At 43.2% G+C, this 15,107-nt stretch carries 13 protein-coding genes; 12 read left to right on the forward strand and 1 reads right to left on the reverse strand.

What is annotated here, in order from left to right; all coding sequences use genetic code 11:
• Window positions 1-159: 159 nt before the first annotated feature.
• From rpsO to cls, 4 genes are all read left to right on the forward strand, one after another.
• Entirely contained in the window at window positions 160-426 is a 267-nt protein-coding gene (gene rpsO, locus ROSEINA2194_RS02165) for a 30S ribosomal protein S15 (protein ID WP_021924165.1), read from the forward strand.
• 219 nt (window positions 427-645) lie between these two features.
• Window positions 646-2,739, forward strand: a complete 2,094-nt coding sequence (locus ROSEINA2194_RS02170; protein ID WP_007882830.1) for a polyribonucleotide nucleotidyltransferase — start codon at window positions 646-648, stop codon at window positions 2,737-2,739.
• A 175-nt stretch (window positions 2,740-2,914) separates the two neighbouring features.
• Window positions 2,915-3,823, forward strand: coding sequence for a S8 family peptidase (locus tag ROSEINA2194_RS02175; protein ID WP_044926960.1), 909 nt, complete (start codon window positions 2,915-2,917; stop codon window positions 3,821-3,823).
• 50 nt (window positions 3,824-3,873) lie between these two features.
• Complete coding sequence (gene cls / locus ROSEINA2194_RS02180; RefSeq protein WP_007882832.1) at window positions 3,874-5,409, forward strand: cardiolipin synthase; 1,536 nt, start codon at window positions 3,874-3,876, stop codon at window positions 5,407-5,409.
• Window positions 5,410-5,506: 97 nt separating this feature from the next.
• Here the strand turns inward: cls and ROSEINA2194_RS02185 are convergent, their stop codons facing one another.
• A complete protein-coding gene (locus ROSEINA2194_RS02185) occupies window positions 5,507-6,772 on the reverse strand; it encodes a D-alanyl-D-alanine carboxypeptidase family protein (protein ID WP_007882833.1) in 1,266 nt (421 codons plus the stop codon).
• A 216-nt stretch (window positions 6,773-6,988) separates the two neighbouring features.
• Here ROSEINA2194_RS02185 and ROSEINA2194_RS02190 point away from each other — a divergent pair, with 216 nt between their 5' ends.
• From ROSEINA2194_RS02190 to ROSEINA2194_RS02225, 8 genes are all read left to right on the forward strand, one after another.
• Window positions 6,989-7,738 (forward strand): segregation and condensation protein A, encoded by a 750-nt coding sequence (locus ROSEINA2194_RS02190; RefSeq protein ID WP_007882834.1) that lies wholly within the window; start codon window positions 6,989-6,991, stop codon window positions 7,736-7,738.
• A gap of 29 nt (window positions 7,739-7,767) precedes the next feature.
• Window positions 7,768-8,337 (forward strand): SMC-Scp complex subunit ScpB, encoded by a 570-nt coding sequence (gene scpB / locus ROSEINA2194_RS02195; protein ID WP_007882840.1) that lies wholly within the window; start codon window positions 7,768-7,770, stop codon window positions 8,335-8,337.
• 36 nt (window positions 8,338-8,373) lie between these two features.
• Window positions 8,374-9,606, forward strand: a complete 1,233-nt coding sequence (locus ROSEINA2194_RS02200) for a D-alanyl-D-alanine carboxypeptidase family protein (protein WP_007882843.1) — start codon at window positions 8,374-8,376, stop codon at window positions 9,604-9,606.
• 127 nt (window positions 9,607-9,733) lie between these two features.
• Window positions 9,734-11,170 carry an acyl-CoA carboxylase subunit beta gene (locus tag ROSEINA2194_RS02205; protein ID WP_007882845.1) on the forward strand — a complete coding sequence of 479 codons (1,437 nt, stop codon included), beginning with the start codon at window positions 9,734-9,736 and terminating at the stop codon, window positions 11,168-11,170.
• 32 nt (window positions 11,171-11,202) lie between these two features.
• Complete coding sequence (locus ROSEINA2194_RS02210; protein WP_252832536.1) at window positions 11,203-11,949, forward strand: OadG family transporter subunit; 747 nt, start codon at window positions 11,203-11,205, stop codon at window positions 11,947-11,949.
• 64 nt (window positions 11,950-12,013) lie between these two features.
• Window positions 12,014-12,385 carry a biotin/lipoyl-containing protein gene (locus ROSEINA2194_RS02215; protein ID WP_007882848.1) on the forward strand — a complete coding sequence of 124 codons (372 nt, stop codon included), beginning with the start codon at window positions 12,014-12,016 and terminating at the stop codon, window positions 12,383-12,385.
• An 18-nt stretch (window positions 12,386-12,403) separates the two neighbouring features.
• On the forward strand, window positions 12,404-13,552 hold the full coding sequence (locus ROSEINA2194_RS02220; protein ID WP_007882850.1) for a sodium ion-translocating decarboxylase subunit beta: 1,149 nt from the start codon (window positions 12,404-12,406) through the stop codon (window positions 13,550-13,552).
• Between the two features lie 15 nt (window positions 13,553-13,567).
• Window positions 13,568-14,986 carry an oxaloacetate decarboxylase subunit alpha gene (locus ROSEINA2194_RS02225; RefSeq protein WP_007882851.1) on the forward strand — a complete coding sequence of 473 codons (1,419 nt, stop codon included), beginning with the start codon at window positions 13,568-13,570 and terminating at the stop codon, window positions 14,984-14,986.
• Window positions 14,987-15,107: the final 121 nt, after the last annotated feature.

The following is a 15,107-nucleotide window of genomic DNA, read 5'->3' on the forward strand; positions in this document are numbered from 1 at the left end:
AATTTGGCTTAATTATAAAATTTTTGTTTACAAATACAGAAAGACTGTGTTATACTATTCAGGCATGAGTTTAGCCCATATTCGGTGAATGGACACTCCGACCTTTCGCTGAGTATCATGTTTTATTGGGTGATTAAGAATAAGAAGGAGGATCATAACATGATCGCAAAAGAAAAGAAACAGGAAATTATCGCTAAATACGGTAGAACAGCAAACGATACTGGATCTCCAGAGGTACAGGTAGCTCTTTTAACAGCCCGTATCACAGAGTTAACAGATCACTTAAAAGAGAACCCAAATGATCATCATTCCAGAAGAGGTCTTCTGAAAATGGTAGGTCAGAGACGTGGTTTACTTGCTTACTTAAAGAAAATCGATATCGAGAGATACCGTGCATTGATCGACAGCTTAGGCTTAAGAAAGTAATAGTAGGTATAAGCAGAATAGAGCGGAGTTTTCACCGCTCTATTTTTTTGCTTGTATATTCCGAATATTTCTAGTACAATAAAACGAGGCAGAAGTCTAAATACCCGAGACCACTGAAGGGTACATGGCGGACAGGCATGTATGGTTCAGTAGTTTCGGTACTTCTGTTTTAGTCACACAGTATGCTGTGGCGTATACAAAATTTAAAGGAGAGAAAACATGTATAAAAGTTTTTCAATGGAACTTGCCGGCAGAACTCTTACGGTAGATATCGGAAGAGTGTGTGCACAGGCAAACGGCGCTGCATTGATCAAATATGGTGAGACAACTGTATTATCTACTGTAGTAGCATCAGACAAGCCAAGAGATGGAGTAGATTTCTTCCCATTAAGCGTAGAGTTCGAGGAGAAAATGTACGCAGTAGGAAAGATCCCAGGCGGTTTCAATAAGAGAGAGGGAAAAGCATCTGAGAATGCAATCCTTACTTCCCGCGTTATCGACCGTCCAATGAGACCATTATTCCCTAAGGATTATCGTAACGATGTTACTTTGAATAACATGGTAATGTCCGTAGATCCAGAGTGCCGCCCTGAGGTGGTTGGTATGATCGGTTCTGCACTTGTAACAACCATGTCAGATATCCCATTCGATGGACCATGTGCCATGACTCAGATGGGTATGGTAGACGGTGAGTTCATCGTAAACCCATCCCAGAAAGTATGGGATGAAGGCGATTTACAGTTAACAGTCGCTTCTACCAGAACAAAAGTTATCATGATCGAAGCCGGAGCAAATGAAATCCCGGAAGAGAAAATGATCGAAGCAATCTACAAATGCCATGATGTAAACCAGACAATTATCCAGTTTATGGATAAGATCGTTGCGGAATGTGGCAAACCAAAACATGAATACACAAGCTGTGCAATCCCGGATGAGATGTTTGCTGCAATGAAAGAGATTGTGACTCCGGAAGATATGGAGAACGCAGTTTTCACGGATGAAAAACAGAAACGTGAAGAGAACATCCGTGAGATCACAGATAAATTGGCAGAGGCATTTGCCGATAAGGAAGAATGGCTTGCTGTTTTAGGTGAGGCCGTTTACCAGTATCAGAAAAAGACAGTACGTAAGATGATCTTAAAAGATCACAAACGTCCAGATGGCCGTGCAATCAACCAGATCCGTCCATTGGCAGCAGAAGTTGATCTGATTCCTAGAGTACATGGTTCTGCAATGTTTACCCGTGGACAGACACAGATCTGTGATGTTGTTACATTGGCTCCATTATCTGAAGTACAGAAGATTGATGGACTTGATGCAAATATTACAACAAAGAGATATATTCATCAGTATAATTTCCCTGCATACTCTGTAGGTGAGACAAAAGTATCCCGTGGCCCGGGACGTCGTGAGATTGGACACGGAGCACTTGCTGAGAAAGCACTTGTTGCAGTACTTCCTTCTGAGGAGGAATTCCCATATGCAATCCGTGCGGTATCCGAGACATTTGAGTCTAACGGTTCTACTTCCATGGCATCTACCTGTGCATCCTGTATGGCACTTATGGCTGCAGGTGTACCAATCAAATCCATGGTAGCAGGTATCTCCTGTGGTCTTGTAACAGGTGATACAGATGATGATTATATCGTACTTACGGATATTCAGGGACTTGAGGACTTCTTCGGAGACATGGACTTTAAAGTAACCGGTACCCATAAAGGTATCACAGCAATCCAGATGGATATTAAGATCCATGGTCTGACAAGACCAATCGTAGAGGAGGCAATTGCAAGAACACGTGAGGCAAGACTTTACATTATGGATGAAGTAATGTCCAAAGCAATTTCAAAACCTCGTAAAGAAGTTGGTGCATACGCTCCTAAGATCATCCAGATTCAGATCGATCCAAATAAGATCGGTGATGTGGTTGGTCAGAAAGGTAAGACCATCAACGAGATCATTGCCCGCACAGATGTCAAGATCGACATTACAGATGAGGGTGCAGTATCTGTATGTGGAACAGACAAAGAGAAGATGGCGGAAGCAATCGACATGATCAAGACGATCACAACTGATTTTGAGGAAGGTCAGATCTTCACCGGAACAGTTGTAAGCATCAAAGAGTTTGGTGCATTTATCGAGTTCGCTCCTGGAAAAGAAGGAATGGTACACATTTCCAAGATTTCCAAAGAGAGAATCAATCGTGTAGAAGATGTTCTTACATTAGGTGATAAAGTAACAGTTGTCTGCCTTGGAAAAGATAAGATGGGAAGAATCAGCTTCTCCATGAAAGATGTTCCAGAGAACAACTAATAAACGAATAAAATAGAAAAAATAATATGTGAGGTGTTTTCCAAAAGTGTTACTTTCGGGGAATACCTCATTTTGTTTGACAATAGAATGTTCGCGGAGCGTGCATGCTATTGTTTTGGCTTTGTCACTGGAAGTTTCTGATTTTCATATACTGATAGAAAAAAGGATAACATTTATGGATCGAGTGAAACGTGTCATTCATTGTGACCGTGCATATAAAATGGGCTTGAACGGCAAAAATATCACTGTGGCGGTCATGGATACCGGGATTGCCCCACATCTGGACTTTGACCAGAGAATTTTACATTTTGAGGATTTCTGCCAGAAGAAACTTGCGGCGTATGATGATAATGGGCATGGAACACATGTCGCAGGAATCATTGGCGGCAGTGGACTGATGTCTAAGGATAAGCGTGGCGTGCGGCTGTTAAGCGGGGTGGCGCCAGGGGTTCGTTTTGTGGTACTAAAAGTATTGGACCAGAAGGGGAACGGAGTTACCAGCCATGTGTTAGAGGGAATGGACTGGCTTTTACAAAACAGGGAGAAATATCAGGTGAAAATTTTAAATATTTCAGTCGGGATGATGGCAAGTGCAGGAAAAAATGAGCAGGAGCAGCTGCTTCACGCTGTGGACGAGGCGTGGAATCAGGGAATCATGGTGGTGACAGCGGCGGGAAATAATGGCCCAAAGGAAAACTCTGTCACAATTCCGGGAATTTCCAGAAAAGTGCTGACGGTCGGAAGCTGGGATGATAATGTGACAGAAACAGGAAACAGTGGGAGACTGACAAAAAATTACAGCGGATTCGGGCCGACGGAATGCTGTATCGTGAAACCGGAAGTCCTTGCACCTGGAACAAATGTGAAAAGCTGCAGTAAAGATGCAAAGGGATATATTGTGAAAAGCGGAACCTCAATGGCTGCACCGGTAGTTTCCGGAGCGATCGCACTTGCATATCAGAAATACCCGGATTATACGCCGACAGAGATGAAACTTAAACTCTATGAAAGTGTATATCCGAGAGGGGAGCAGATTGGCAGAAAATGCTGGGGAATGCTACATGTGAACAATCTTGTAGTTTGACATTTTCATTTTCTGATATTAGAATAATCGGAAAGGGGCGAAGAATACAGATGAAAAAAATAGCACATTTATTATTAGGAAGATTTTCAATCGTTGCAGTTTCCATTATTCTCCAGTTTTTATGGCTTGTAATGGTCATGTATCAGTTCAGTTATCAGTTCACATATGCAAATCTTGCGATCAGGACAATCGCAATTATTGTGGTGCTGGTGATCGTAAACCGTTGGACGAATCCAGCAAATAAACTTTCGTGGACATTCATTATCCTGCTGTCCCCGGTGCTTGGACTGTTATTATATATGATTTTTGGCAGATCAAGTCTTACGAAGAAAACACAGGAACGTATGGATTCCGTGAACCGGGAGGTGAGTGCATGCCTTTATCAGACACCGGAGATCAAAGAACAGTTAGCGAGAGAGGATCTTTCTGTTTATCGTCAGTCCAGATATATCAATGACTGGGCAGGATTTCCGCTTTATCATAATACGTCCACAAAATATTACAGCTGTGGAGAAGAGATGTTCCCGGATATGCTTGCAGATCTGGAAAAGGCAGAACATTTTATTTTTCTGGAATATTTTATCGTAGATCAGGGAGTGATGTTTGACCGCATCGTGGAGGTACTTGAGCAAAAAAGCAAAGAGGGTGTGGATGTCCGGCTGATTTATGACGATATCGGCTGCATCAATACACTGCCGCCAAAATATTATAAGGTATTGCAGGCAAAAGGCATTAAGTGTGCAGCATTTAACCCATTCCGCCCGATCATGTCCGTTGTTATGAATAACCGGGATCACCGGAAGATTTTTGTGGTTGATGGAAAAGTTGGATTTACCGGAGGAATCAATCTTGCGGATGAATATATCAATGTGGCGTCACGGTTTGGCTACTGGAAAGATACAGGGATCCGGTTAGCGGGCGAAGCTGTGTGGAGTATGACTGTGATGTTTCTGGAAATGTGGAATTACATCAACCATTCCTCTGAGGATTACAAACAGTTCATGCCACAGGTATACCAGAAAGAACCTTTTGAGGGAGACGGCTTTGTACAGCCTTATGGTGATACACCGTTGGATCATGAGACAGTAGGAGAGAATATTTATCTGAATATTATCAACCATGCAGAGCGGTATGTGTATATTTTTACGCCGTATCTGATCATTGACAATGAGATGCTGGTGAGTTTGTGCAACGCTGCAAAGCGTGGTGTGGATGTGCGGATCGTGACACCGGGAATCCCGGATAAGAAAATGATTTTCCTTTTGACGCAGTCCCATTATGAACCGCTGCTCAAATGTGGTGTAAAAATTTATCAGTATACACCTGGTTTTATTCATGCCAAGAGTTTTCTCTGTGATGATAAGATTGGAACTGTGGGAAGTATCAATCTGGATTACCGCAGTCTGTTCCTGCATTTTGAGTGTGGTGTGTTTATGTATAAAACGAAAGCCTTGATGCAGTTGAAAGAGGACTGTATGGATACTTTTGCGGCTTCCGAGGAAATGACATTGGAATTCTGCAGAGGTCAGAATGTGTTCATTCGTATTTTCCAGGGCATGATGCGTCTGTTTGCACCGTTGCTGTAAAATGGTAACAAAGGGTGGAGAGCCGGTGATAGGTTTCTCTGCCCTTTGCTTTTTGATACAGTTTATTTACATTTTGTTCCGGTAATAATTCGCAGATTTATGGCAGGTACATTTGCAGTGATTCCATAAAATAATCTTTGTAGACAGCGGCGGCAATATCCTCGCTGCATAAAATGTCGACCGTTCCAAGTTCCCTGTCGCCCAGTTTATAGACAGCGCGCCCGATGACATCACCGGATGCAACCGGGGCTTCCACAGATTCCGGCAGTTCCAGTTCTTTAGTGATACCGGAGAGATCGGAACCGTCTGTAACCACATATTGAAATGGGGAGCGGTAGCAGAGAGAGACTTCATCGGAAATTCCTTTTTTTAATGGGAGTGCGGCGAGTGTGTCGGTGTTCTCATCCGAATAAATCCGACATTTGGAAAAACCGTAATTTAAAAGTGTGGCTGCATCGGCAAACCGGATCTTAAAATCCGGGGCGGCCATGACGACTGCAATCAGTTCCATGCCGTCCTTTACTGCGGTGGCGGAGACACAGTACTTTGCAAGGCTCGTCGAGCCGGTCTTAAGCCCGGTTGCATACTGATATTGCCGGATCAGCTTGTTGGTGTTTGTCAGACCAAATTCCTCCGAACCGCGTCTTGTGACGTGCGTGATCGTATCCATCCAGATGGTAGAATAATCATGGATCTGTGGGTATTTCGTGGTCAGCTCGCGGGACATCAGGGCAACATCATAGGCGCTTGTCATATGTCCGTCAACGTCAAGACCACAACAATTTACAAATGTAGTGTCGTTCATGCCAAGTCCTTTGGCACGCTCATTCATTTTTTCTACGAAAGCGGCTTCACTGCCGCAGATAAATTCCGCCATGGCAACGCATGCGTCATTGGCACTTGCGATGCTGATACATTTGATCATGGTGTCGACGGTCTGCGTTTCATTCGGTTCCAAAAAGACCTGCGAGCCACCCATGCTGGCAGCGTATTCTGACACGGTGACAGTATCTTCTAAAGAAATCTGACCGGATTCGATCGCGTCAAAAATGAGAATTAGCGTCATGATTTTCGTGATACTTGCAGGGCGGAGGACTGTATGGGAATTTTTTTCATACAGAATCGTTCCGGTAGATGCTTCCATGAGAAGAACGCTCGGGGCAGACAGATTGAGAACGTCAGACGAATCAGCCGCCGGAGTGGATTCCGCCGGTGTCTCGGAAAGAACAAAGGTTCTCTCAAAGGAAAAAATGTTTTTTGGGAGAATATTGTCCTGACACAAAAAATGGTACGGTGACAGGAGGGAAAAACTGCTTCCAAGGAGCAGGTTTGCAGAAAGAAGGGCAGAGCATAACAGGCGCATTTGGGATACCTCCGAAAATTTTGGGTTTCAGTGTCACATATCTGCAAAAAGGCGCAGCCTGCGACGTTTCTACTTCATTTTAGCCGGAGAACCTGTACATTATGCTTGCTTTTTTTCGGTTTCCATATAAAATTGATACGTTGCGATTTACAAATTAAATTCTTATGGTTTGTGTCATGGCAGACCGGACGAAACATTGCAAGGAAGTTATCATATATGGAGCTGACGGTAAAACTTCAGGTGTTTGAAGGTCCACTGGATCTGCTTTTACATCTGTTGGAAAAAAATAAAGTGAATATTTATGATATCCCGATTGTAGAGATCACGAATCAGTACATGGAATATATCGCGGAGATGAAGCGGAATGACTTAAATGTCATGAGTGAATTTCTGGTCATGGCTGCCACGTTGATCGATATTAAGTCCAGGATGCTGCTTCCGAAGAAAGAATCCGAGGAGGAAGAGGAGGAAGATCCGAGGGCAGAACTTGTACAGCAGCTGCTGGAGTACAAGATGTACAAGTGCATGGCTTATGAACTCAGGGACAGACAGATGGATGCGGAGCAGGTGTTTTTTAAGGAACCTACGATCCCACCGGAAGTTGCAGAGTATGAGGAACCGGTAGATCTTGCAGAATTAGTCGGGGATATGAATCTGGCAAAGCTCGATCAGATTTTTAAGTCCATTATGAAAAAACAGGTGGATAAGATTGACCCGGTGCGTTCGAAGTTTGGTAAGATCGAGAAGGAAGAAGTTTCACTTTCGGATAAGATGCTGTATGTGGAGGACTTCTGCAAAACACACAGAAATTTCAGCTTCCGCAACCTTCTGGAAGCGCAGGCGAGCAAGGTGGAAGTGATTGTTACTTTTTTGGCAATATTAGAGCTGATGAAGGTGGGAAAGATTTTTATCTCACAGGAACACACTTTTGATGATATTAAGATAGAATCGAAAATGGCCGCTTAACAGGTCTTGATGGCATAGGGAATAGATGAATGGAAGAAAAGAATTATGAAGCGATTGTGGAGGCAATCCTTTTTACCATGGGAGAATCCGTGGAACTGGAAAAAATTGCCGCTGCATTGGAATTAGATAAAAAAGAGACAAAGAAAATTATTGAGAATCTCATGAAAGAATATGAGAAGCCGAGCATTGGCATGAAGATCATCGAGCTGGACGGAGCCTATCAGATGTGCACGAAAAGCGAAATGTATGAGTACCTGATACGGATTGCTAAGCAGCCGAAAAAACATGTGCTCACGGATGTACTTTTAGAGACACTCTCTATTATTGCGTACAAGCAGCCAATCACAAAGGTGGAGATTGAGAAGATCCGCGGTGTTTCCTGCGACCATGCGGTCAACAAGTTAGTCGAGTACAATCTGGTGAAGGAACTCGGCAGATTAGATGCACCGGGACGTCCGCTTTTGTTTGGCACAACGGAGGAGTTCTTAAGAAGCTTTGGTGTGCAGTCCCTGGATGAACTGCCAATGTTAGATCAGGTTCAGATCGAGGAGTTCAAGCAGGAAGCAGAAGAAGAGATGAAAGTAAAACTGGATATATAAGGGAAAAAGCATACCATATTTCATTTCTGCATATAGATGAGTGAAGAGAAAAAATGGGTTCTGGGTTTGAAAAGAGCAATTTCATTTATCATATGTCTTATCATTCTATTTACATATCCAACAAAATTGATGGCAGCGCAGGAGCCGCCGGAAGAAGCGGAGCTTTTCGCAAAGGCGGCAGTCTTAATGGATGGCGGTTCCGGACGTATTTTATATAGTAAAAACGGATCAGAGGCACTTGCCAATGCGAGTACCACCAAAATATTAACCTGCATCATTGCACTGGAAAACTGTGATTTAGAGCAGATCACAGAGGTGTCCGTGCAGGCGGCGAAAGCGCCGAAAGTGCATCTGGGAGCACCGGCAGGACAGAAATTCCGGATGAAAGATCTCATTTATGCGATGATGTTAGAGTCCTTTAATGACTGTGCAGTCGTGATCGCAGAGCAGGTTGCCGGCACAACGGAGCATTTTTCAAAGCTGATGAATGACTATGCAAAAAAGATCGGGTGTAAGGACACTTTTTTTATAACACCCAATGGTCTGGACGCACAGAAGGACATTCAGTTTCATCACACGACTGCGGAAGACCTTGCGCAGATCATGCGTTATTGCATTAAGGAATCTCCAAAGGCAGACCAGTTTTTGAAAATCACCGGGGAGGCAGAGTATACGTTTACGGATGTGAGTGGAAAATATGCCTACCATTGCTACAACCATAATGCATTTTTAAAGATGATGGACGGGGCAGTCTCCGGGAAAACGGGATTTACGGGAAACGCCGGATACTGTTATGTGGGTGCACTGGAACAAAATGGAAAAACATATATTGTGGCACTGCTTGCATGCGGCTGGCCGAACAATAGAACTTATAAATGGTCGGATACGAGAAAGCTTATGGAGTATGGGCTTGCCGCTTATGAGCGCTGCGATCTGGACGATATCGCACTGGACGGGAGCAGATTTGCACCGGTTCCCATTGAACATGCACAGGGCGGCAGAATCGGAGAACAGGTGTACATGAAACTGCATGCCGTCCTGAAAAAAGATCTCTCCCACGTACTGCTCAGAGAGGGGGAACAGGTGACAGTGGAGTATCGGATCGCACAAAAACTGAGTGCACCGGTAAAAAAGGGAAGCTGTGCCGGAGCCATCTATTATAAACTGGGCGGCATGGTATTGCGGGAATATCAGGTGGAGACCACAGAAGATATGGAGAAATTGGATTTTGAGTGGTGCTTAAGACAGGTGTTAAAACTCGCTGTCTGACAATATGTGGTAAAGATCTGGAAAAAATTCTGTCAAAAAATTAACAATGCACTTGAAAATTGTTTGGAAAAGAGGTAATATTATCATAGCGAAATTTGTTAATTTTTTATAGATGGAGGGCTAAAGAATGAGTAGTAGTAATGATAGCTTGGCAATGCAGCGTATTACCAAGTTAGTCGATGAGAACAGTTTTATGGAAATCGGTTCTCTTGTAACAGCAAGAAATACAGACTTTAATCTTGCAGACACAGACACACCATCCGACGGTGTTATCACAGGGTATGGTCTGATCGATGGCAATCTGGTATATGTTTACAGCCAGGATGCATCCGTATTAAACGGAACAATCGGTGAGATGCATGCAAAGAAAATTGCCAATGTATATGACATGGCAATGAAAATGGGCGCACCGGTCATCGGTTTTATTGACTGTGCAGGTATGAGATTACAGGAGTCTGTCGATGCATTAGACGGATTTGGCAGGATTTATGCCAAAGAGATCGAGGCATCCGGTGTGATTCCACAGATCAGTGCCGTATTTGGAAATTGTGGCGGCGGTCTTGCAGTTGTTCCAGCTTTATCTGATTTCGCTTTTATGGAAGAAACCAAGGCTAAGATGTTCATCAATTCCCCAAATGCGATCGAGGGCAACAGAATTGAAAAATGCGATACATCCGCAGCAAAATTCCAGAGCGAAGAGACAGGCTGTGTTGACTATGTCGGCACAGAGGATGAGATCCTCGCACAGATCCGTGAGTTAGTATCCATGCTTCCTTTAAATAATGAGGGAGATGTTTACACAGAGGAATGTGAGGATGATTTAAACCGCGCATGTGCAAGCATGGATGTTATGAAGGGCGACGCAAGATATCTCTTAAGCGAGATTTCAGACGGACATGCCTTCTTTGAGACAAAAGCTGATTACGCAAAGAACATGGTGACAGGATTTATCAAATTAAATGGCATGACTGTCGGTGCAGTTGCAAACTGTACAGAGATCCATGATGAAGAGGGAAAGACAGCAGAGACTTTTGAGGCAGCGCTTACCGTAAAAGGATGCGAGAAAGCATCTGAGTTCATCCGTTTCTGTGATGCTTTCGAGATCCCTGTTTTATCTATCACAAATGTGACAGGATTCAAGGCATGCATGTGTGCAGAAAAAGGTCTTGCAAAGGCACTTGCCCACATGACTTCTGCATTTGCATCTGCAACCTGTCCAAAAGTAAACCTGATCGCAGGCGATGCTTTCGGAAGTGCTTATGTGACCATGAACTCCAAATCGATCGGAGCAGATTTAGTATATGCATGGCCGGAGACCAAGATCGGTATGATGGATGCAGAACTTGCAGCTAAGATTATGTATGCAGACGCTTCCGCAGATGTTCTTGCTGAGAAAGCAAAAGAATATGAAAAATTACAGTCAAATGTAGTGACTGCCGCAAGAAGAGGCTATGTTGATCTGATCATTGAGCCTGCAGATACAAGAAAATATCTTGTTGCAGCATTTGAGATGCTTTACACAAAATGTGTATGCACACCGGATAAGAAACATGGAACAAAATAGAAAGGTGAAGTTATGAAGAAAAATTATCTTTAATGCTTTGTCTTTGCATCATGGCGCTGACACTCGCAGCTTGTGGATCCGCTGATCCGCAGGATGTTGACTACGGCGGAATGAGTTACTCTGATCTACAGAGCAGCGCACAGAACTTGGTAACTTCAATTGCAGCATTTTCTGAGGAGGAGTTATCTGCGGCAATTGAGACAAATGAGCAGTATGCAAAGCAGTATGCAAAACAGTATGGAAGAGAATACACAGAGGCAGAAGCTGTGATCAGTCTTTTACAGTCATGGCTGGACACGACATCTGATGTGGGTACATTTGTTGGTCTGGGTGAGTTCTCTATTGATAAGACAAGCGATACTGTTACCGTTGACCAGATCGTAAATTTTTCTGAGAGAGATGTGGACGTAACATTCGTCTATGAATACAATTATCTGACAGAAGAGATCGAGATGACTGATGCAACAGCAGATATCGTGTATACATTAGGCGAGAAGTTAGAAAAGGCAGCTCTCAATACTTTGATGGGAATGGGAACTGTATTCTGTGTATTAATACTTATCAGTCTGATCATTTACTGCTTTAAGTTTATTTCAAAAGTTGGTGCTCCGAAGAAAGAAACTGCAAAAACAGAAGCAACAAAAGCACCGGCAGTTGAGACAGTAAATGAAAACCTTACAGATGACCTTGAACTTGTAGCTGTTATTTCTGCAGCGATCGCAGCAAGCGAAGGAACATCCACAGATTCTTTTGTCGTTCGTTCTATCCACAGAAGATAAAAGAACCAGTCACAATATGAAATAAAAGATATTGATTACCTTTATGATCAGGAGGATTTATTAAATGAAAAGCTATACAATTACCGTAAATGGAAATGTTTATGATGTTACAGTAGAAGAGAACGGAAGCGTAAGTGCTCCGGCAGCAGCACCAAGACGTGCAGCAGCACCAGCCGCTCCGGCAGCAGCTCCAAAGGCAGCAGCACCGGCAGGTGGCGCAGGAAGCGTTAAGATTGAGGCAGGAGCAGCAGGAAAAGTATTTAAGATCGAAGCTTCTGTAGGCCAGGCAGTGAAAAAAGGTGACGCTGTCCTTGTTTTAGAGATCATGAAAATGGAAACACCAGTTGTTGCACCACAGGATGGTACTGTTGCAAGTATCAATGTAAATGTTGGTGATATGGTAGAAGCAGGCGCTTTACTTGCTACATTAAACTAGTATTTTAGGAGGATAACTATGAGTTATTTTATGGAGACAATGGACAATCTCCTTCACCAGACTGCCTTCTTTAACCTGACAGTCGGAAATTTCATCATGATCCTTGTTGCCTGTGTATTCCTTTACCTTGCAATCGCCAAAGGATTTGAACCATTGCTTCTGGTTCCAATCGCATTTGGTATGCTGCTTGTAAATATCTACCCGGATATTTTTGCAGAACCGGAAATGATGAGCAATGGTGTCGGTGGTTTGTTCCATTATTTTTACACGTTAGATGAATGGTCGATCCTGCCTTCACTGATCTTCCTCGGTGTAGGTGCGATGACAGACTTTGGACCATTGATCGCAAACCCGATCAGCTTCCTGCTTGGAGCAGCGGCACAGTTTGGTATCTTTGGCGCATACTTCCTTGCAATTTTATTAGGTTTTAATGATAAAGCAGCAGCGGCTGTTTCTATCATCGGTGGTGCAGACGGACCTACTTCTATTTTCCTTGCAGGAAAATTAGGACAGTCAGGCCTGATGGGACCAATCGCAGTGGCAGCGTATTCCTACATGGCGTTAGTTCCTATTATCCAGCCTCCGATCATGAAATTATTTACAACCAAAAAAGAGCGTGCGATCAAGATGGAGAACCTGCGTCCGGTATCAAAGCTGGAGAGGATTTTATTCCCTATCGTGGTAACAATTGTGGTGTGTCTGATCCTTCCTACAACAGCTCCACTGGTTGGTATGTTAATGCTTGGTAACTTATTCCGCGAATCCGGAGTTGTCCGTCAGTTATCAGAGACAGCATCCAATGCGTTAATGTATATCGTAGTAATTTTACTCGGTACATCAGTTGGTGCTTCCACGAGTGCAGAGGCATTCTTAAACTGGACAACGATCAAGATCGTTATCCTTGGTCTTGTAGCATTCATGTTTGGTACTGCGGCCGGTGTATTATTTGGTAAATTATTATGCTGGATCACAAGGGGCAAGATCAATCCACTGATTGGTTCTGCAGGTGTTTCTGCCGTTCCAATGGCAGCCCGTGTGTCACAGAAAGTCGGAGCAGAAGAAGACCCGACAAACTTTTTACTTATGCATGCAATGGGACCAAACGTTGCCGGTGTTATCGGTACTGCAGTAGCAGCCGGTGTATTCATGGCAATCTTTGGAATTTAGGAGGAATAGAAAATCATGGCAGAAGTTGTTAAAAAACCTTTAAAAATAACAGAAACCGTTCTGCGTGATGCGCATCAGTCCCTGATCGCAACACGTATGACAACAGAACAGATGCTTCCGATCGTTGATAAAATGGATAAAGTCGGATACAACGCTGTTGAGTGCTGGGGTGGTGCTACATTCGATGCATCCCTTCGTTTCTTAAAAGAAGATCCATGGGAGCGTCTTCGTAAATTAAGAGATGGCTTTAAAAATACAAAATTACAGATGTTATTCCGTGGACAGAATATCTTGGGATACCGTCCTTATGCAGATGATGTTGTAGAGTATTTTGTACAGAAATCTATCGCAAACGGTATTGATATTATCCGTATTTTTGACTGTTTAAACGATATCCGTAATCTTCAGACAGCAGTTACAGCCTGCAATAAAGAGAACGGACATGCGCAGGTTGCATTATCTTATACATTAGGTGATGCATATACACTGGAATACTGGATGGATATGGCTAAGAGAGTAGAAGATATGGGAGCTAATTCTTTATGTATCAAAGATATGGCCGGACTGTTAGTTCCTTCCAAAGCAACAGAGTTAGTTCAGGCTTTGAAAGATTCTACATCTTTACCGATCGAGCTTCATACACACTATACTTCCGGTGTTGCTTCCATGACATACATGAAAGCAGTAGAGGCAGGATGCGATATCATTGATACTGCAATCTCTCCTTTCTCTATGGGAACAAGCCAGCCTGCAACAGAAGTTATGGTGGAGGCATTCAAGGGAACAGAATTTGATACCGGTTTAGACCAGAACTTACTTGCAGAGATCGCTGATTACTTCAGACCAATGAGAGAAGAAGCATTAGAGAGCGGTCTGATGAATACAAAAGTACTTGGCGTTAACATTAAGACTTTATTATACCAGGTACCAGGTGGTATGTTATCCAACATGGTTTCCCAGTTAAAAGAGCAGCATGCAGAGGATAAATACGAAGAAGTATTAAAGGAGATCCCAAGAGTCCGTAAAGACCTTGGTGAACCACCTCTTGTAACTCCTTCTTCCCAGATCGTTGGTACACAGGCTGTATTTAACGTATTGATGGGTGAGCGTTACAAAGTTGCCACAAAGGAGACAAAAGACGTTTTACTCGGAAAGTATGGTCAGACAGTAAAACCTTTCAATCCAGAGGTTGTTGATAAGGTACTCGGCGAGGATAAGAAGAATGCGATCACATGCAGATATGCAGACTTGCTTGAGCCTGAATTAGACAAGATCGAAGCTGAGATGAAACAGTGGAAACAGCAGGATGAAGATGTATTAACCTACGCTTTATTCCCACAGGTTGCCACAGACTTCTTTAAATATAGAGAAGCTCAGCAGAAAAAAGTAGATGCCACAGTAGCAGATACTAAGAACGGAGCATATCCGGTATAAGACAGGACAGAAAAGGGGCTGGTTTTCAGCCTCTTTTTTCTTGCAAAAAAGTTCCTATTTGCTATAATTAGAATGTTGGAATTTTGAAAATGTTCCGAAAGCAGCAGATACTATGTAAAAG

Origin of the sequence: Roseburia inulinivorans DSM 16841 (genome assembly GCF_000174195.1) — a bacterium.
Lineage (GTDB): Bacteria > Bacillota > Clostridia > Lachnospirales > Lachnospiraceae > Roseburia > Roseburia inulinivorans.